A 17,396-nucleotide genomic window follows, 5' to 3' on the forward strand; every position below is an offset into this window, starting at 1 on the left:
TATGATGAAGGAGGTTATACAGCGAGAGGAGAGAGAGATATTGAATCGATTGACCAAATTTAGTTTGAAAAATAGCGTTGCTGTCATTTTATTATGTGCTTTGGTGCTGGGGTATGGCTTGTACGCCTCCACGCAAATTAAGCAGCAGACGTTTCCGGATCTGGATTTTCCAGCCGTGTTCGTACAGGTGATTCAGCCTGGCGCCTCCACGGAGGAGATCGAGTCGGAGGTTGCGATGCCGATTGAAGACCATTTGAAGCGTGTGCAGGGATATGAGTCACTGACGAGCACCTCTGCTGAAAATGCGGCCAGCATCTTTATCCAGTTTCCATTCGGCACCGATATGGACAAAAAATACAGCGAGGTTGAGGCTGAGCTCAGCAAGCTGAAGCTGGCCGATAATGCCAATGTTACGGTGCAGCGCTTGTCGGCTAATAGCCAGCCTATTTATCAAGCGGCTGTATTCGCTGCCGAAGGAGATTCGGCGAAGCTTGCTGATGAGCTGCAAAACAGCGTCGTTCCTGAGCTGCAAAAGCTTGCTGGAGTAGGAAACGTAACGCTGAAGGGCGCAGCGACGAATGAGCTTACGATTGTTGTAGATAAAAATAAAGCGGCGCAGCGTGGCATTACGCTCAGCTCCATTCGCACGGCGCTTCAGGGGCTAGACTACGCCCTGCCACTGGGCTCAGTGTCGCAGGAGGAGACGGTCATACCGATTCGGCTGACCGGCAGCCTTGACAGCTTGAAGCAGCTTGAACAGCTGAAGCTGACGGCAACGGCTGGCGGCGGAGCCGCAGGTTCTGCAACAGGCAGCGCGAGTGGTGCGGTTGCAAGCGGTGTGCAGGGCAATGCGGCTAATCAAGCGGCAGTAGCTATCACACTGGGTGATATTGCCGACATTAAGACGGTATCGAAGCAAAATGAAATTACCCGCTTTAATGGCGAGCCGAGCTTTGTTATCTCGATTCAGAAGACGCAGGATGCCAATACGGCGGATGTGTCTGACAATGTGAGGGAGCTGCTCACCACTTATCAAGACAAAGGCGAGCTGAATTATCATGTCATTGTTGACCAAGGACAGGAAATTAAAGAATCCGTATCCGGCCTTATTCGTGAAGGCTTGTATGGCACATTGTTTTGCGTGCTCATTATTTTCCTGTTTTTACGCAATGTAAGAGCGACGATTATTTCGATTTTGTCGCTGCCAATTTCTATTTTTGCCACGATTGCGATTATGGATCAAATGGGCTATACGCTTAACATTATGACGCTGGGCGGCATCGCCGTTTCCGTCGGACGGATCGTCGATGACAGCATCGTCGTTATTGAAAATATATATAGATGGCGGCAGGAAAAAGGCGAGAAAATGAGCGGCAAGGAGCTGGCCTACCAAGCGACCCGCGAGGTGATCGGGGCTGTAGCCTCATCCACGGCGGCGACGATCGTCGTCTTCGCACCGCTCGCTTTTGTCAGCGGGATCATTGGACAGTTTTTCCGTCCGTTTTCGATTGCTGTCGTTCTCTCTATTACGATCTCGCTATTAGTGTCGATGATGCTGATACCGGTGCTGGGCAGCCGCTTTTTCAGAAGCGTTAAGCCGCATACGAAGGAAAGCAGACTATCAAATGGTTTTGAGAAAATAATTCGCAGCGCGCTGAAGCGCAAAGCGCTCGTATTAGGAGCTGCTGTCGTGCTGCTAATAGGCTCGCTGGGCTTGATTCCTTTAATCGGTGTTGCTTTTCTGCCGACAAGTGCGACTCCAAGCTTAGCTATTGATGTTGCCCTGCCAGCGCAAAGCAGCCTGAAGCAGACGGACGATGTCAGCGGCGAGGTGGAGGCATATTTAAGCAAGCTGGAAAACGTAGAGAGCTATGAGGTCTCCGTTGGCGGTGCAGGCGCTACCCCGCTGCTGCCTAGCGGCGGCAATAATAAAGCGACGATCACGGCTCAATTTGACGAAGGAAGCGATATGGCGGAGTTGACCTCGAAGCTGCAGACCGAGCTGCTGGCAGTGGTTACATCGAAGCAGGCAGGCACGACGCTCAATATTAAAGCGGGCGAACAGAAGGGACCGCCTTCGGGCAACAATATTGATGTCAGCATTTATTCGGACAGTGCGGACAAGCTGGCGCAAACGGCCCTTCAAATTGAAAAGCTAATGAAGGAAAGCAGCGATTTGAAGGATATTACGAACAATATGGATGAGGTAACGCCTAAATGGGTCGTTTCCCTTAACCAAAGCGGAATGGATGCCAATATTAGCCCCTATCTAATTATGCAACTGACCGGCGAGCAGCTTCGACCAGTCGATGCGGGCACTTACAAAATCGATAATAAGGAGCAAGCAATCACGTTATCGTATAAACAGCAAATTGCCACTAAGGAAGAGCTGGAAAATATACAGATTCCTACTGCAGCGGGCATGAAGAAGCTGAAGGATATCGCAGATATAACCGAGCAGAACGCCTGGATCAAGGTTAGCCATGACGATGGCAAAATGTACGCCCTTGTCAGTGGAACGGTGAAGGATGACAGTGCCGTATCGGCAGTTACTAAGCTGGTGCAGGCGGATATCGACAGCCTGACGCTGCCTTCCGATGTGGAGCTCAAAGTAGGCGGCGGCCTGCAAATGATCAATGACGGCTTCTCAAGCCTCGGCATCGCCATGGCGGCAGCGATTGGCCTCGTGTTTATTATTATGAGCATGACGTTCGGAGGCTTGCGGACACCGCTTATTATTTTAGCCTCGCTGGTGTTTATTCCTATCGGCTCACTGAGCGCCTTGCTTCTGACAGGCCAGTCGCTGTCTATGAGCGGCATGATTGGCATGCTGATGCTGGTCGGCATCGTCGTCACCAATGCGGTCGTACTGCTTGATCGGGTGGAGAAAAATCGCAAAACGGGCATACCGATTACTGAAGCGATCGTAGAGGCGGCAAGAACAAGGCTTAGGCCGATTTTAATGACGGCTTTTGCGACGATGCTTGCGCTTGTTCCGCTTGCGTTATCCGGCTCCTCGACGAGTCTCATTTCAGGTGGCCTTGCAATCACGGTTATTGGCGGCTTGTTCAGCTCGACGCTGCTTACGCTGATCGTCATGCCGGTCATTTATGAAATGATGTGGAAAAAACACAAGGTTAATGAAGCGGATATGTTCAACGACTAGGAATGAGGAAGAGGGAGTGAGACCGATGAATGGACGTAAAGGAAGAAGATTTATGATGTTTGGCGTGTTTGCTGTACTGATGCTTGGGGCTGCTTTCGCTGAGGTGCCGACGCGGCAGGGCAGCGGGGTGGCGCTGATGCCGCTCTTCCTCATTCTGCTTTCAATCAGCGTATATCGGATCGTTCGCGTACGCCGCCGCAGCATCTATAAAGGAAAAGGATTGTCGTAGGCCTCGCATAATAAAGGCGCTTAAGGCAATGTGCGTCCTAACGCTTGACCTGCTTGCTATTCAGGACTATAATTATGCTGATATAAGATGAAAAGGCAATGATAAAGACATGTATTTACACGTTCAACTGGTTCAGAGAGAGGAAACAGGGCTGAAATTTCCTTCCAGATTAATGTAAATATACCCCTTTGTAGCTGTATAGCCGAACATGCTTCAAGTAGTGAAGCGCCATTAAGCTGTACCGGAAATCTCCGTTACCAGATGAATCAAGGATTAGCTGCAGCCCGGATGAAATACGCTGATAAGCGTTAGGCGAGCAATCGAATTAGGGTGGAACCACGAGCTTACAAGCACTCGTCCCTTCGCGGGATGCGTGCTTTTTTTGCGTTCAGAACGCAGCAGCTTGGAAGCTTAGCGAATGGAAAGGATGATAACGATGGCGATTAAAGTAACTTTGCCGGATGGCGCAATAAGGGAATATGTTGCAGGAACAACAATTGAAGAGGTGGCTGGCTCGATCAGCAGCGGACTGCGCAAAAATGCAATTGCCGGTAAAATTGACGGAAAAACCGTTGATGTTTACACACCTATTAGCGAAGATGCAAAGGTTGAAATCGTAACCTTGGATTCTGCCGACGGGCTGGAAGTATACCGTCACAGCACAGCGCATTTGATGGCACAGGCGATCAAGCGTATATATGCCGATGTTGATCTTAAGCTCGGTATTGGGCCCGTTATTGAGGATGGCTTCTACTATGATATCGATATGGAGCAGTCGATTACTCCGGAAGATTTGGTGAAAATCGAGAAGGAAATGGATAAAATTGTTCAGCAAAATCTCGATATCCGCCGCCGCGTCGTCAGCCGTGATGAAGCGATTGCCGTATTTACCGATATTGGCGACACGCTTAAGCTGGAGCTCATCCGCGATCTCCCAGTGGAATCGGAAATTACGATTTATGATCAGGGCGAATTTTTTGACCTATGCCGTGGGCCTCACCTTCCGTCTACTGGACGGATTAAAGCCTTCAAGCTGCTCAGCGTAGCAGGCGCTTACTGGCGCGGAGATTCCAAAAACAAAATGCTGCAGCGTATTTACGGAACAGCGTTCCCTAAGAAAGCACAGCTCGATGAGCATTTGCACTTCCTTGAGGAAGCGAAAAAACGCGATCACCGCAAGCTTGGGCGCGAGCTGAAAATGTTCACGTTCTCACGCGAGGTTGGCCAAGGCTTGCCGCTCTGGCTGCCGAATGGCGCGAAAGTTCGCCGTACATTGGAGCGCTACATCGTGGATATGGAAGAGCGTCTTGGCTATGAGCATGTATATACGCCTGTACTGGCTAACGTAGAGCTTTACAAAACATCCGGCCACTGGGAGCACTACAGCGAGGATATGTTCCCGAAAATGGTGCTGGATAACGAAGAGCTTGTTCTTCGTCCAATGAACTGCCCGCATCATATGATGGTTTTCAAAAGCGATATGAGAAGCTACCGCGATTTGCCGGTGCGTATTGCAGAGATGGGTACGATGCACCGTTATGAAATGTCCGGTGCCCTGACTGGCTTGCACCGCGTTCGTGCGATGACGCTGAATGACGCGCATATTTTCTGCCGTCCGGACCAAATCAAGGAAGAGTTCGCCCGTGTTGTCAACCTAATTCGCAAGGTATACGAGGATTTCGGCATTAAGGAATATCGGTTCCGTCTATCGTACCGTGATCCACAGGATACCGAGAAATATTTTCAAAATGATGAAATGTGGGAAATGTCGCAGCGTATGCTTCGCGAAGTTGTCGAGGAGCTGGATCTGCCATTTTTCGAGGCAGAAGGCGAAGCAGCTTTCTACGGTCCAAAGCTGGACGTTCAGATCAAAACCGCGCTGGGCAAAGAAGAGACGCTGTCCACAGCACAGCTGGACTTCCTTCTTCCAGAGCGTTTCGAGCTGGAATACATCGGAGAAGACGGGAAGAAGCACCGTCCAGTCGTTATTCACCGCGGCATCATCAGCACAATGGAGCGCATGACGGCATTCCTGCTTGAGAATTTTGCTGGCGCGCTGCCGCTGTGGCTGTCGCCAATTCAAGCGAAGGTTATTCCGGTTTCCACCGTTTATGAGGAATATGCGCGTGAAGTGGCTGAGAAGCTGCAGGAAGCGGGCATTCGCGTAGAAAGCGATCTTCGCAATGAGAAGCTTGGCTACAAAATTCGCGAGGCGCAAATTGAGAAAGTGCCGTATATGCTCGTTGTCGGCGAGAACGAAATGCAAGCTGGCTCGGTCTCGATCCGCAAGCGCGGCGAAGGCGATATCGGTGCAAAATCGATTGCCGAAACAGCTGAATTGCTGGAGCAAGAAATCAAAACAAAGGCCATATAAGAGCAGCTAGCAGCAGCTCGTCTGCATAAAGCTTGTGCCACTTGGGTAATCTTCTTCAGAGGAGGAAGTGCCCAAATGGTTACAAGCTTTTTTCAATATAAAAAAATGCTGCTCGCAATTGCGGCGCTCGTACTGCTATCGATCTGTATAACGACATTTCCAGACAAGAAGCCTGATCAGGCGGCATTGACGCAGCATATGCTGGCAATAGTCGCCCCAGAGGCGCTCCCGCTTCAAACCGTCAAGCAGAAGTTAGCGCTGCAAAAATCGGCGTACGATAAAGTGAAGGTCGTCGCAACGGGCTACACAGCCGGAGTTGAATCGACAGGGAAGCGGCCCGGCCATCCAAGCTATGGAGTTACTTATTCGGGCGTGAAGGTTCGCAGGGATATGGTTTCCACGATTGCGGCTGATCCAAGGCTGTTCCCGATTGGCTCCCTGCTCTATATTCCGGGTTACGGGTATGGCGTAGTCGCCGATACGGGATCAGCTATTAAGGGCAGCCGAATCGATTTATATTTCGAGACGACGGCGGATGTGTTCAAGCAATGGGGCAAGCGTACAGTGGAGGTAGAGGTCATTCGCAAAGGCAGCGGCAAGCTGTCTCAGGCTTGGCTCAATAAGGTTAACAAAGCCGCTGAAGCTGGAAAAGGCTTGCCCGAGGCTTACCTTGAATCGTAACAAAAGCATGCATATTAGAGCCATAACCCGCCATACTAACATGGACGGGGAGGTGAAAAACCAACATGGCCAAGAACAAAAACAATAAAGCAGCTCAATCGAACCAAAAGCTGAATACCGAGTTTGCACAAGAATTTGTGCAAAACAATGAAACGAGCAATACAGCTGCTAAATCGACGCAAAAAAAGCAGAAATAACTCGCTGCCCCAATAAATAAGTGAGAAAAGGAGCCGCTATGGCTCTTTTTCTCTAGCCTGGCGAATGGGTATTGAAATTAGGAGATAAAAAACAGTTTTCAAACGAACCTGTTTTATTGTATGATTACGGTGTAACGAATAATCACATGATAAGACAGGTGAACTCTCATGACTGATCCTATAACATTCACAAACTATTCGGCTTCAGAGCATCGCAGAGCTGCAGAGGTGCTTCCATTCATTGACGCTTATATCGCCAAGAAGGAACAGGAAATTATCGAGATCGAGCAAATGGTCGAGCGTTACGAGAATCGCCGTCTCAAGGAAGAGAGGGCTTATCAATCGATGTCTGCTTTCAGACGCATGTTGTCGGGAAAGAAGCCGGATCATCATTTGGCGGTAGAGCATATCCATTTCGTGCGCAAGCCGATGGAGAAGGTTCGTGCGCTAAGACTTGAAATTGAAAAAGTACGCATCATTCAAAGCAGCTCGGCTCCAACTGATATGGTCACGGTTCCCTTTGAGCTGGCGAATGATTTACTATAAAACAAAACCTCCACATTCCCGGATGCTTGGCATCGCTGGGGTTGTGGAGGTTTTTTGTTAATTTATACCGATGTCAATTGCTGCTTTTATGGTGGTCTACATCAAGAAAATCCGTATCGTAGCTGTAAGCGGGAACGCCGTGAATACCAACGTCCAGACCAATTAGCTCCTCGTCTTTAGAGACGCGAACCGGCATGATTTTGCGGATGAGCCATAATACGCCCCAAGTAAATACGAAACCCCATACAGATACGGTGACGAGGCCAAGTGCTTGTACACCAAGCAGCTTCAAGCCGCCCCCATAAAATAAGCCGTAATAGCCTTGTCCAACCTCGCTTGCGAGCTCTGGCTTAGCGAATAACCCGAGTGCCAGCGTACCAATGCTGCCGCTAATGCCGTGTACCGCAAAGGCGCCGACAGGGTCATCGATTTTTTTGCTTTCCATGTATTCCGTCGCGAGCACCATCATAATGCCGCAAATCGCGCCGATGAAGATGGCAGCGCCGTCAGAGACGAATGCGCAGCCGGCGGTAATGCCGACAAGCCCGGCAAGTGAGCCGTTAATAACCATCGGGGGATCGGCTTTTTTATAACGAAACATCGTAAACAATATGCAGGTGGCTCCACCCGCTGCAGCGGACAGCATCGTCGTTACGGCGATATGCCCGATGGAGGTGTTCGTCGCGCTTAATGTACTTCCGGCATTAAAGCCGAACCAGCCGAACCATAGGATGAATGCGCCAACGGATGCGAGCGGCAAATTGGAGGGCGAAACAATATTCACCTTGCCATCCGGGCTGAACTTTCCAATACGAGGCCCGACGAAAATGGCAGCAGCAAGAGCAGCAAATCCGCCAAGGGCATGAATAACAGCTGAACCGGCAAAGTCAATCATGCCGAGCTTGCCAAGCCAGCCGCCCGTTGACCATACCCAGTGGCCCGCAAGCGGGTAAATGAGTCCAGTCATGGCGATCGTCAGCAAAATATAGGCACGGAAGTGGATGCGTTCAGCGACGGCTCCGGAGACGATAGAGATGACCGCTATAACGAAGGCACATTGGAACAGCCAATACGTTTCATTGGAAATATTAAGTACAATATGAGAAAGATCGCCGCTCAGCAGGAAGCCGCTGGTGCCAAGCAGGCCGCTTACGTCTTTTCCGTACATAATAGCGAAGCCGAAAAAATAAAAAACGAGCGCTCCAAAAGCAATATCAACGAATACCTTCATAATGATGCTGACAGCATTCTTTTGACGGACGAAACCTGCCTCCAGTAGAGCGAAGCCGCCCTCCATCAGCAAAATCATAGCCGCTGTCAAGACAACCCAGATTGTATCGAGACCTCTCGACAGTTCTGACAACTCCATTGCGTAGGTCAACCCCTTATTATCGGATATAAAATGATGTTACTTTTCTAATTCGTTGATCATTATAATGATTCAGAGTTAACAATGTCAACGCTTTTATGTAATGTTTCGTGACGCATGTCAGGTTTGACTGGAGTAATATTCCTTTGTCTCGGTCTAGAGACCGAGCTGGATTTCAATCGGCCGTCCCTTTCTTGTGTTTGGCGAGTCCGTTATACTTAGACGTATCAAGTATTGAACCAATTGAAGGCAGGAGTTGATTACCTTATGAATGGCAGCTTTTTCAATCGATTTATAACAGCTGGTATCGTTATTGCGATAGGTGTTGTCTTTTTTCTTAATCAAACGGGTATCATTTCCACCCAGCTCAGTATTGGAGAAATAATCTCCAACTTCTGGCCGCTTATATTAATCGTCATTGGGCTAAAAGGGGTGTTTTCGAAAGATTCCTATAAGCATGGCGGCGGCTTCTGGGTGATGATTATTATTGGCGTCGTGTTTCTTGCCCGTAACATGGGCTGGTCGGATTGGTCCATAGGCGATATTATTCCGTATATTTGGCCGATTATTATTATTTTGGTCGGCATTAATATGCTTCGCAGGCCGAGCAGGAAAAGACGGAAGCAGGATGTGCCTCCTTCTGATGACTGGAAATCTTATGATGGTTATGGGGACGGAGATGTACCTCCGGCACCGCCGCTGCATCCGGGCCCAACCGATCCTTTTTCTCCTGAGCAGGAGCATAAACAAGCTGGTTCCGTTAATGGAGCACCATTTCAGCAAAATGGCTTTGAAGGTGGTAAATTTAAAATAAATTTAGAGAAGGAACAGCCGGTTGGCAGCGTGTGGAAAGAGCAGGCCAAGCAGCATTACCGCGATCAGCGTAAAGAATGGAAGCAGCAGTATCGGGAACAGCGCAAAGAGTGGAAAAATGAAAAAAATCACTACAGCGGCAAAAGCGAGTGGTGGAACAATGATCCGAATACACAGACCCGCTCCAATTTCATTGGCGATATTCATATCGGCCATGATCATTGGGAGCTGCAGCCAATCAACATTTCGCATTTTATCGGCGACACCGTTATTGATTTAACGAAAGCACAAATTGCTTACGGGGAAACGAAGATCACGGTATCCTCTTTTATTGGCGATGTGAAAGTATACGTCCCTAACGATTATGAAGTGGGTATTCACGTGCAGAGCAGCGTCTTCATTGGCGATGTGAAGTTTCTGGGCAAAAAGGAGCAAGGTATGTTCAAGTCAATGGATATGGCATCGCCTTCCTATGCGGAGGCGGATAAAAAAATAAGGCTGGTCGTTAGCTCGTTTATTGGCGATGTGCGTGTCACGAGGGTGGGATAAGCGTTTATGATGGTTCGGTTGCTTCGCAGTGGAAAATGGGAATTGATATCCATGTTTGTGCTCGCTGCTGCTCTAGCTTATGGAGCGGCGGCGATGATCGCTTATGGACTCATGCCAAATGCAGGAAGATGGGAGCTGGGGCTGACAGCCTCAGCCGTCTTCCTGCTTGTTGCTGCGTCTTGCGGTTATTGGGCTGGGAGGCGCATACAGCGCAGAGTGGATACGCTTCAGCTTGCGATGAAGCAGGCCGTCAACGGCAATTTTGAAATTCGGATTGCCGAGCGGGGCGGCTTGTCCTTCACCGAGCTTTATGAGGAATTTAATGTGCTTGCGAGGCAAATGGAGGAGCGGATGACTTACATCCAGCGCACAGGCGAAGAGCAGGTTATGGCCGAGGCCGCCTCTAATGAAGCGGCGGTGCTGGAGGAGCGTAAAAGGCTTGCCCGTGACTTGCATGATACGGTAAGCCAGCAGTTGTTTGCGATGCATATGTGCGCCTCTTCGCTGCCAAAGCTTCAGCAGGTGGATAGCGAACGCGCGGCTGAGGTGCTGGGCCAGTTAATCGAGATGTCAACGCTCGCCCAGAAGCAAATGCGCACCTTTATCGCCCAGCTTCGTCCGATGGAGCTTGAAGGCCGTACACTGCGCCAAGCGCTGGACAAGTGGTTTCCTGATTATTGCCGGCAAAACCATCTGCAAGGCGAGCTGGATTGGCGGCTGACTGAGCCGCTCTCGGAAGCGAAGGAGCATCAGCTTTTTCTCATCGTGCAGGAGGGGCTAGCCAATATCGTAAAGCACGCGAAAGCCGTAAGCTGCTCGCTAACGCTATCTGAAAATGAACGGCAAATTGTGCTGAGCTTGCAGGATGATGGAGCGGGCTTTCGAGTAGATGAGGTCAAACGAGGGTCTTATGGGCTGTCAACGATGCACGAGCGTGCCCAGAAGCTTGGCGGGACGGCAGAAATTATAAGCAAGCCAGGCAGCGGGACGAGGGTCAAGGTGTCTATTCCAAAAATATGGCGGGGGAGCGATAAAAAATGAACAGCCAGGAAAAGTTGAAAATCATGATTATTGATGACCATGATATGGTTCGAACAGGGCTGCGCACGTATTTAATGCTGGAACCAAAATTTGAAGTCGTTGCAGAGGCTGGAAGCGGGCAGGCTGCGCTTGATAAGCTTGAAGCCGGCATTCCGAAAGGGATGCCTGATGTCATGCTGATGGACTTAATGATGCCTGAAATGGATGGCATTGAAACGACGAGACGGGTCATGGCGAAATATCCGGATGTGAAAATCGTCATGCTGACGAGCTTTTTGGAGGATGATAAAGTGTATGCTGCTATTGAGGCAGGGGCGGTCAGCTATGTGCTGAAGACGGTATCGGCCGAAGAGCTTATTTATGCGCTAAATGGCGCTTCGAAAGGCATGCCAGTGATGACCGCTGATGTATCTCAGGCTTTGACGCGCGGCCTCCGGCAGCGTACTGCGCAATCAGGTGATGAAGGACTGACGGAGCGGGAGAAGGAAGTGCTGCTGCTAATTGCCGAGGGACGTTCTAACAAGGAAATTGGCGAAGAGCTGCACATTAGCATTAAGACGGTCAAAACGCATGTCAGCAATTTATTAATGAAATGCGAGCTGGACGATCGGACACAGCTCGCGGTGCTCGCTCATCGCAAGGGCTGGGCCAAAAGCCAATAATCAAAAATAAACCATATCGTTGTTATCTATCACATAATGCAGCAAAAGGCGGGCTATACTAATGATGTACAGCGGCGAGCTGAGCCGCACTAAAGCGTACATAAAAGGAGCGTCTTGCTATGATTTTGCTGTCATCGGAGCTGGAAGCCAGCCATCAATCCTTTATTGAAACCCGCGATATGCTGACGCAGCATACGTTCGCTTTAGGCGGCAATTGGGATTATGCAGCTGGTTCGTTCGATCGCCCATTGGATGAAGCCCATAAAGTATGGCTGCGGATTCCTTTTGAAGTGACGGATGGCACCATCGATAATAGCTCTTCGGATACGGATGCCAGTATTAAGCTGGGAACGCCTTATGTGCTTAAGCATTTATATAATGAAGGCAATGATGAGGAAGCCTCGGTGCGGCTGGTAGGCGCCTTATTCGATCAATTTCAATCGCCGATTGATCCAGATGCTGACATTGAAAGCGAATGGGTCGAGCGGGCCAAGGACATTTTGCAGCAGGTCGAGCGGGCATTGTCCTGAGCTTGAGCTGACATTTGAATCATAAAATTAGCATGAAAAACTCCCTTTCATTGGTGATAGGGAGTTTTTTTATGTATGTTTAAATGTCTTTTAAGATTGTTTTAAGGTAGAATGTGCATGATAGGAGTACAACAATTAACCAGCAAGCAGCCTCTAGAGACTGAATTGCTTCATTGTATACCGATGAGGAGGAAACGGGAATGGACGATCAGAATAAAAAGAACGGCTTTGATGATTTTTTCCAAAATCGTGAGGACGGGCAGCAGAAGCAGGAGGACAACGTTCAGCCAGTCCAAGCTGATGAAGCATCTGCTGATTCTTCTGAGCAGGCAAGCAAGCCTTCCTACTACTATTCTTACGGACCGTTTAAGTCGGGCGCACCCGATAATAATGTGCTAACTGATGGGTCAGGAGCAGGCAATCAGCCTATTTCAACCCCAGCACAGGCATCCAGTCAGGAACCAGCTGCGGCATCCCAGCCGTACAGCCAGCAGCAGGGGGATCAGGCAAGCTTTGCTGATTCTATGCCTCCTGCCCCAGTAAGGCCGTTCAGTTCATCGCAGTCATCCGCAAGAGGGGGCTGGCAGGTGAAGGAGCCGCAGCGCAGAACGTCATTCAAAGCGATGTTTTCTTCGTTTATAGCTGGGGTTTTAGTAGTAGGCTCTTTAATGTATGCGGCGGATGTGAACAATTGGTTTAGCAAGCCAGCGGAAGCGACCGTATCCCAGCAGGGAACCGCTACAGCGACGGGTCAAAACAGCGGGCTTACAGCAGCATCCGACAGACCGGACGACATTGCTAAGCTGTTTGAGACATCAAGCCCGGCTGTTGTGAAAATTGAGACCTTTGCTTCCCCCGCAAGAAGCAATGGCGGTTCATCGGCCGATTCTTTCTTTGAGCAGTTTTTCGGCCAAGATTATCCGGGAGCAGGCAGCAAGGAGCAAAACAACAACAGCAATGGATTGCAGGCAACGGGCAGCGGTACCGGATTCTTTTTCGACGCCTCCGGTTACATTCTGACGAACCAGCACGTTGTTGGCGGTGCAGAGAAAATCGAAGTCACGGTGCAAGGTTATGACAAGCCGCTAACGGCGCAACTGCTGGGCTCTGATTATAATTTGGATTTGGCTGTGCTTAAAGTAACGGATACGAAAGCTTTTCCTACTTTGAAGCTAGGCAGCTCCGACAGCATTAAAATCGGCGATTGGGTCGCGGCGATCGGCAATCCATATGGCTTCGACCATACGATTACCGTTGGCGTGCTGAGTGCGAAGGAACGTCCGATTTCCATTCCGGATGAGCAAGGAACACGCAACTACGAGCATTTGCTGCAAACGGATGCTTCGATTAACCCAGGCAACTCTGGCGGACCGCTGCTTAACGTAAATGGCGAAGTGATCGGCATTAACACGGCTGTAAGCTCCCAGGCGCAAGGAATCGGATTTGCGATTCCAACAAGCACGATTCAAGGCGTATTGGAGAATTTGAAAAATAACGTTGAAGTTCCGAAAGATCCAGTACCGTTCATCGGAGCAGAGCTGGCTGATGTAACGGATGCTATGGCGAAGCAGCTAGGCATGGATAAAGCGGAAGGCTCCATTGTCAGCAATGTGTATTATAACTCTCCTGCCTACTTGGGCGATCTGAAACAATTTGACGTTATTATCGGCATTGACGGCAAAGTGTACAACAATACGCAGGACTTAATCGCGGCGATTAAGAAGAGAGCGGTTGGCGATGGAGTACAGTTGAATATTATCCGCAAAGGTGCGAAAATGGATTTGACGGTCACCATTGGCGACCGCAACAAGTTCAACGCAGAAAAATAAAGCAAGCAGCATATCGGTGCAGCCGGTGCTGAATGGTTAATCAGGCGCAGAGGCGAACAATCTCTCTGCGTCTGTTTTTATGAAGCTTAAACAATATGGGGGCGTACAGATGAGAACACAAATTATAGTTGTGGACGATGATGAGAAAATCACCTCTTTATTAAGACGGAGCCTGATTTTTGAAGGATATGAAGTGACGACTGCAAGCAATGGCTTAGAGGGGCTGAAGCTGCTAATGACAGCGGAGCCGCAGCTGCTTATACTCGACGTTATGATGCCGCATGTAGACGGCTGGGAAGTGTGCCGCAGAGTACGGGAAGGTGGAAGCACGGTTCCGATTTTGATGCTGACAGCGAAGGATGATATTACCGATCGGGTGAAAGGACTGGATACAGGAGCTGATGATTATCTGGTGAAGCCGTTTGCACTCGAAGAGCTGCTTGCCAGAGTTCGGGCGCTGCTGCGACGCAAGTCGGACAAGATTGAGGATACGGGCAGCAAAATCGTCTACGAGGATCTGGCTCTTGATCAAGATGCCCGTGAAGCGATTCGAAATGGACGGCGTATTGAGCTGACAGCCAAGGAATATGATCTGCTGCTGCTCTTTATTCAGAATCCGCGCCGCGTATTGACCCGTGATGTCATTATGGAGAAAATATGGGGCTACGACTTCAGTGGAGAGTCGAATGTGCTTGAAGTTTATATTGCGATGCTGCGCCAGAAAATGGAGGAGGGCGGCGGCAAGCGCATGATTCAAACCGTTCGTGGGACAGGCTATGTGCTGCGGGGAGAGGGCTGATTAGCGATGACCATACGGCTGCGTTTAACTTTGTGGTATTCAGCTTTGCTTGCGATGACGCTGCTGATATTTGGTTTTGCTATCTATATATTTGTTAATTTTAATACTTATGGGCAAATGAAAGATCAGCTGAAGGGCGAAGCGGACAGCTACAATGTATTTGTGCGGGAAACGGAATCCAACGAGCTCAATCTATTGATTGCTCCTTCACAAGGGCGGTTTTATGAGCGTTCCTTTTATTTGCAAATTGTCAGATATAAAGAGGGCATTATTAATGCAAGCAAGGAGCTGCTCAGCTCAGGCATAAAATATCCGATTCCTGATGTTAAGGATAATGTGCAGGCAGGCTTTATAAAGGCTAACATTAAGGTAAATGAAGCGAATGTAACGTTTTTAATTTATCAGCGTCCCATTTACAGTGATGATTCCCAGACGGACCTGGTTGGTCTTATACAGGTTGGTGCCATCGTTACTAGCGAGGAAAGTTATTTGAAGGCTTTAAAGACGATTTTGTTTACCGCATCGGTTATCGCCGTCTTGATAGCCTTTACAGTTGGCTTGCTGCTGGCTCGACAGGTGCTGTGGCCAATTGAACGCGTCATTAAATCAACTGAGAAAATTCAAAGCGGTTCTGATCTTAGTGTGCGTATTCCAATGAGTGGCCCTAATGACGAAGTCGGACGGCTTGTCTATAACCTCAACGTCATGCTGGCCCGTTTGGAGACAGCCTACAATGAGCTTGATGAATCCTACAAAGCGCAGCGCAGATTCGTCTCGGATGCGTCCCATGAGCTGCGGACGCCGCTGACGACGATTCGAGGCAATATTGAGCTGCTTCAGCGAATGTGGGAAAAAACGAAGGACCCGGATGCATTGGATGGCATCGTGCTGGCGCTTGATAACCAGCGCTTCGGCCTTACGGTTGAGGCGATGCAGGATATTGCAGCAGAATCCCGCCGTATGTCGACGCTTGTTAATGATTTGCTGGCGCTCGCCCGTGCGGATGCCGGCTATGAAATGGAGAAGACGGTTGTATCGATGCAGCCGCTTGTCGAGGAGGTTGCACGCCGTGCTCAGCTGCTCCCGCGTACTGCTGAGTGGCGCGTAGGCGACCTGTCTCCGCTTAGCGGCATTCAGGTTAGAGGCAATCAGGATTATTTGCAGCAGCTGCTGTTTATTTTTATTGAGAATGCTTTCAAATATACGGTAGAAGGCCATATTGAGCTTAGCGTCCGCAGCAAGGACAATCAAGTCGGGATTACGGTCAGCGATACGGGCATGGGGATGGACCCTGAGGAAGTGCCGCATATATTCGATCGTTTCTATCGCGTGGACGAATCGCGTGGCAAAACGGTTGGAACGGGGCTTGGTTTATCCATTGCAAAATGGATTATTGATGAGCATCGCGGCTCTATTGAAGTGCTGACGCGCACAGGTGAAGGGTCGGAGTTTACGATCTGGCTGCCCATAGTCTTTTCTGAGACGACAGATTCGTCTATAATAGAAGGAACGGATCGAACTTTGGGCTAATGCCCACAGTTCAGAAAGCAGGTGCACCAACATGCAAATTGTTAAAATTTCACCGCGGGGCTATTGCTACGGCGTCGTTGACGCTATGGTACTCGCACTGCAAACGGCTAGAAACCTTGAGCTGCCGCGGCCAATATATATTTTGGGAATGATTGTGCACAATGCGCATGTGACGGAGGCGTTCGAGCAGGAAGGCGTTATTACGCTGGATGGGGAGAACCGTCTGGAAATTTTGGAGCAGGTTGAAAAGGGAACGGTCATATTCACCGCACACGGCGTTTCCCCAGAAGTTCGCAGGCGGGCCAAGGACAAGGGATTGACGGTTGTGGATGCAACCTGCCCTGACGTAACGCGCACGCATGATCTGATTCGCGAGAAGATGGCCGAGGACTACCACATTATTTATATTGGCAAAAAAAATCACCCGGAGCCAGAGGGTGCCATTGGCGTAGCCCCAGACCGGGTACATCTTATCGAACGTGTTGAGGATATCGATTTGCTGGAAGTGCCGGAAGGCAATATCGTCATTACGAATCAGACAACGATGTCGCAATGGGATATTCGCCATATTATCAGCAAGCTGATTGAAAAGTTTCCAACGGCGGAAGTCCACAATGAAATTTGCCTGGCAACGCAGGTTCGCCAGGAGGCCGTAGCAGGACAGGCAGGGGAAGCCCAGCTTTGTCTCGTCGTGGGTGATCCGCGCAGCAACAACTCCAACCGCCTGGCACAGGTGTCGGAGGAAATTGCAGGCGTTACCGCTTACCGTGTGGCAGATGTATCGGAAATTAAACGGGAATGGCTCATTGGCATTGAGCGTGTAGCCGTTACTTCGGGCGCTTCGACCCCTACGCCGCTTACGAAGGAAGTTATTACGTATTTGGAGCAATACAATGACGACGACCCTTCAACATGGGAAATCGTTCGTACTGTCAATATGGAGAAGCTGCTTCCCAATGCCCGCAAAAAGTCAGTTGTTGCGCGCCCGGAAGTGCCAGAGACGCCGTAAGGCGTCTTTTTTCTGTCTTTTACCCTTGACGGGAAGCGCCGCTTCTTATATAATCACTTTAACAAGTAAAAG

General features: G+C 49.6%; 15 protein-coding genes. 14 read left to right on the forward strand and 1 reads right to left on the reverse strand.

The window, feature by feature from the left end:
* Window positions 1-40 precede the first annotated feature (40 nt).
* The 6 genes from MHB80_RS07610 (at window position 41) to MHB80_RS07635 (ending at window position 7,193) form a co-directional block, all read left to right on the forward strand.
* Window positions 41-3,166 carry an efflux RND transporter permease subunit gene (locus tag MHB80_RS07610; RefSeq protein WP_341281592.1) on the forward strand — a complete coding sequence of 1,042 codons (3,126 nt, stop codon included), beginning with the start codon at window positions 41-43 and terminating at the stop codon, window positions 3,164-3,166.
* 25 nt (window positions 3,167-3,191) lie between these two features.
* Window positions 3,192-3,395, forward strand: a complete 204-nt coding sequence (locus MHB80_RS07615) for a hypothetical protein (protein WP_341281593.1) — start codon at window positions 3,192-3,194, stop codon at window positions 3,393-3,395.
* A gap of 436 nt (window positions 3,396-3,831) precedes the next feature.
* Window positions 3,832-5,769, forward strand: a complete 1,938-nt coding sequence (thrS, locus tag MHB80_RS07620; protein WP_341282895.1) for a threonine--tRNA ligase — start codon at window positions 3,832-3,834, stop codon at window positions 5,767-5,769.
* 75 nt (window positions 5,770-5,844) lie between these two features.
* Window positions 5,845-6,450, forward strand: coding sequence for a 3D domain-containing protein (locus MHB80_RS07625; RefSeq protein WP_341281594.1), 606 nt, complete (start codon window positions 5,845-5,847; stop codon window positions 6,448-6,450).
* Window positions 6,451-6,515: 65 nt separating this feature from the next.
* Window positions 6,516-6,647 (forward strand): hypothetical protein, encoded by a 132-nt coding sequence (locus MHB80_RS07630; RefSeq protein ID WP_341281595.1) that lies wholly within the window; start codon window positions 6,516-6,518, stop codon window positions 6,645-6,647.
* A 168-nt stretch (window positions 6,648-6,815) separates the two neighbouring features.
* Window positions 6,816-7,193, forward strand: coding sequence for a hypothetical protein (locus tag MHB80_RS07635; RefSeq protein ID WP_341281596.1), 378 nt, complete (start codon window positions 6,816-6,818; stop codon window positions 7,191-7,193).
* A 73-nt stretch (window positions 7,194-7,266) separates the two neighbouring features.
* On the opposite strand, the gene MHB80_RS07640 is transcribed toward MHB80_RS07635, so the two are convergent.
* Window positions 7,267-8,562, reverse strand: a complete 1,296-nt coding sequence (locus MHB80_RS07640; protein ID WP_341281597.1) for an ammonium transporter — start codon at window positions 8,560-8,562, stop codon at window positions 7,267-7,269.
* A gap of 267 nt (window positions 8,563-8,829) precedes the next feature.
* On the opposite strand from MHB80_RS07640, the gene liaF reads away from it, so the two are divergent.
* The 8 genes from liaF to MHB80_RS07680 all read left to right on the forward strand — a co-directional run bounded on the left by liaF (window position 8,830) and on the right by MHB80_RS07680 (window position 17,324).
* Window positions 8,830-9,924 carry a cell wall-active antibiotics response protein LiaF gene (gene liaF, locus MHB80_RS07645; RefSeq protein ID WP_341281598.1) on the forward strand — a complete coding sequence of 365 codons (1,095 nt, stop codon included), beginning with the start codon at window positions 8,830-8,832 and terminating at the stop codon, window positions 9,922-9,924.
* 6 nt (window positions 9,925-9,930) lie between these two features.
* Window positions 9,931-10,965 carry a sensor histidine kinase gene (locus MHB80_RS07650; RefSeq protein ID WP_341281599.1) on the forward strand — a complete coding sequence of 345 codons (1,035 nt, stop codon included), beginning with the start codon at window positions 9,931-9,933 and terminating at the stop codon, window positions 10,963-10,965.
* Complete coding sequence (locus MHB80_RS07655) at window positions 10,962-11,627, forward strand: response regulator transcription factor (protein ID WP_341281600.1); 666 nt, start codon at window positions 10,962-10,964, stop codon at window positions 11,625-11,627. Before MHB80_RS07650 ends, MHB80_RS07655 begins: the two co-directional genes overlap by 4 nt.
* A 119-nt stretch (window positions 11,628-11,746) precedes the next feature.
* Window positions 11,747-12,157, forward strand: coding sequence for a YugN family protein (locus tag MHB80_RS07660; protein WP_341281601.1), 411 nt, complete (start codon window positions 11,747-11,749; stop codon window positions 12,155-12,157).
* A 200-nt stretch (window positions 12,158-12,357) separates the two neighbouring features.
* Window positions 12,358-13,986, forward strand: a complete 1,629-nt coding sequence (locus tag MHB80_RS07665) for a trypsin-like peptidase domain-containing protein (RefSeq protein ID WP_341281602.1) — start codon at window positions 12,358-12,360, stop codon at window positions 13,984-13,986.
* A 109-nt stretch (window positions 13,987-14,095) separates the two neighbouring features.
* Window positions 14,096-14,785, forward strand: a complete 690-nt coding sequence (locus MHB80_RS07670; RefSeq protein WP_341281603.1) for a response regulator transcription factor — start codon at window positions 14,096-14,098, stop codon at window positions 14,783-14,785.
* Between the two features lie 6 nt (window positions 14,786-14,791).
* The gene (locus MHB80_RS07675; protein ID WP_341281604.1) at window positions 14,792-16,315 is read left to right on the forward strand and encodes a HAMP domain-containing sensor histidine kinase; all 1,524 of its coding nucleotides are present in this window, start codon (window positions 14,792-14,794) and stop codon (window positions 16,313-16,315) included.
* A gap of 31 nt (window positions 16,316-16,346) precedes the next feature.
* Window positions 16,347-17,324 carry a 4-hydroxy-3-methylbut-2-enyl diphosphate reductase gene (locus tag MHB80_RS07680; protein ID WP_341281605.1) on the forward strand — a complete coding sequence of 326 codons (978 nt, stop codon included), beginning with the start codon at window positions 16,347-16,349 and terminating at the stop codon, window positions 17,322-17,324.
* Window positions 17,325-17,396 lie beyond the last annotated feature (72 nt).

The organism is Paenibacillus sp. FSL H8-0537 (genome assembly GCF_038051995.1).
Lineage (GTDB): Bacteria > Bacillota > Bacilli > Paenibacillales > Paenibacillaceae > Pristimantibacillus.

Coding starts and splice junctions, on each gene's coding strand:
- MHB80_RS07615 (WP_341281593.1), top strand. CDS start 3,192: ATGAATGGACGTAAAGGAAGAAGATTTATGATGTTTGGCGTGTTTGCT.
- thrS (WP_341282895.1), top strand. CDS start 3,832: ATGGCGATTAAAGTAACTTTGCCGGATGGCGCAATAAGGGAATATGTT.
- MHB80_RS07625 (WP_341281594.1), top strand. CDS start 5,845: ATGGTTACAAGCTTTTTTCAATATAAAAAAATGCTGCTCGCAATTGCG.
- MHB80_RS07630 (WP_341281595.1), top strand. CDS start 6,516: ATGGCCAAGAACAAAAACAATAAAGCAGCTCAATCGAACCAAAAGCTG.
- MHB80_RS07635 (WP_341281596.1), top strand. CDS start 6,816: ATGACTGATCCTATAACATTCACAAACTATTCGGCTTCAGAGCATCGC.
- MHB80_RS07640 (WP_341281597.1), bottom strand. CDS start 8,562: ATGGAGTTGTCAGAACTGTCGAGAGGTCTCGATACAATCTGGGTTGTC.
- liaF (WP_341281598.1), top strand. CDS start 8,830: ATGAATGGCAGCTTTTTCAATCGATTTATAACAGCTGGTATCGTTATT.
- MHB80_RS07650 (WP_341281599.1), top strand. CDS start 9,931: ATGATGGTTCGGTTGCTTCGCAGTGGAAAATGGGAATTGATATCCATG.
- MHB80_RS07655 (WP_341281600.1), top strand. CDS start 10,962: ATGAACAGCCAGGAAAAGTTGAAAATCATGATTATTGATGACCATGAT.
- MHB80_RS07660 (WP_341281601.1), top strand. CDS start 11,747: ATGATTTTGCTGTCATCGGAGCTGGAAGCCAGCCATCAATCCTTTATT.
- MHB80_RS07665 (WP_341281602.1), top strand. CDS start 12,358: ATGGACGATCAGAATAAAAAGAACGGCTTTGATGATTTTTTCCAAAAT.
- MHB80_RS07670 (WP_341281603.1), top strand. CDS start 14,096: ATGAGAACACAAATTATAGTTGTGGACGATGATGAGAAAATCACCTCT.
- MHB80_RS07675 (WP_341281604.1), top strand. CDS start 14,792: ATGACCATACGGCTGCGTTTAACTTTGTGGTATTCAGCTTTGCTTGCG.
- MHB80_RS07680 (WP_341281605.1), top strand. CDS start 16,347: ATGCAAATTGTTAAAATTTCACCGCGGGGCTATTGCTACGGCGTCGTT.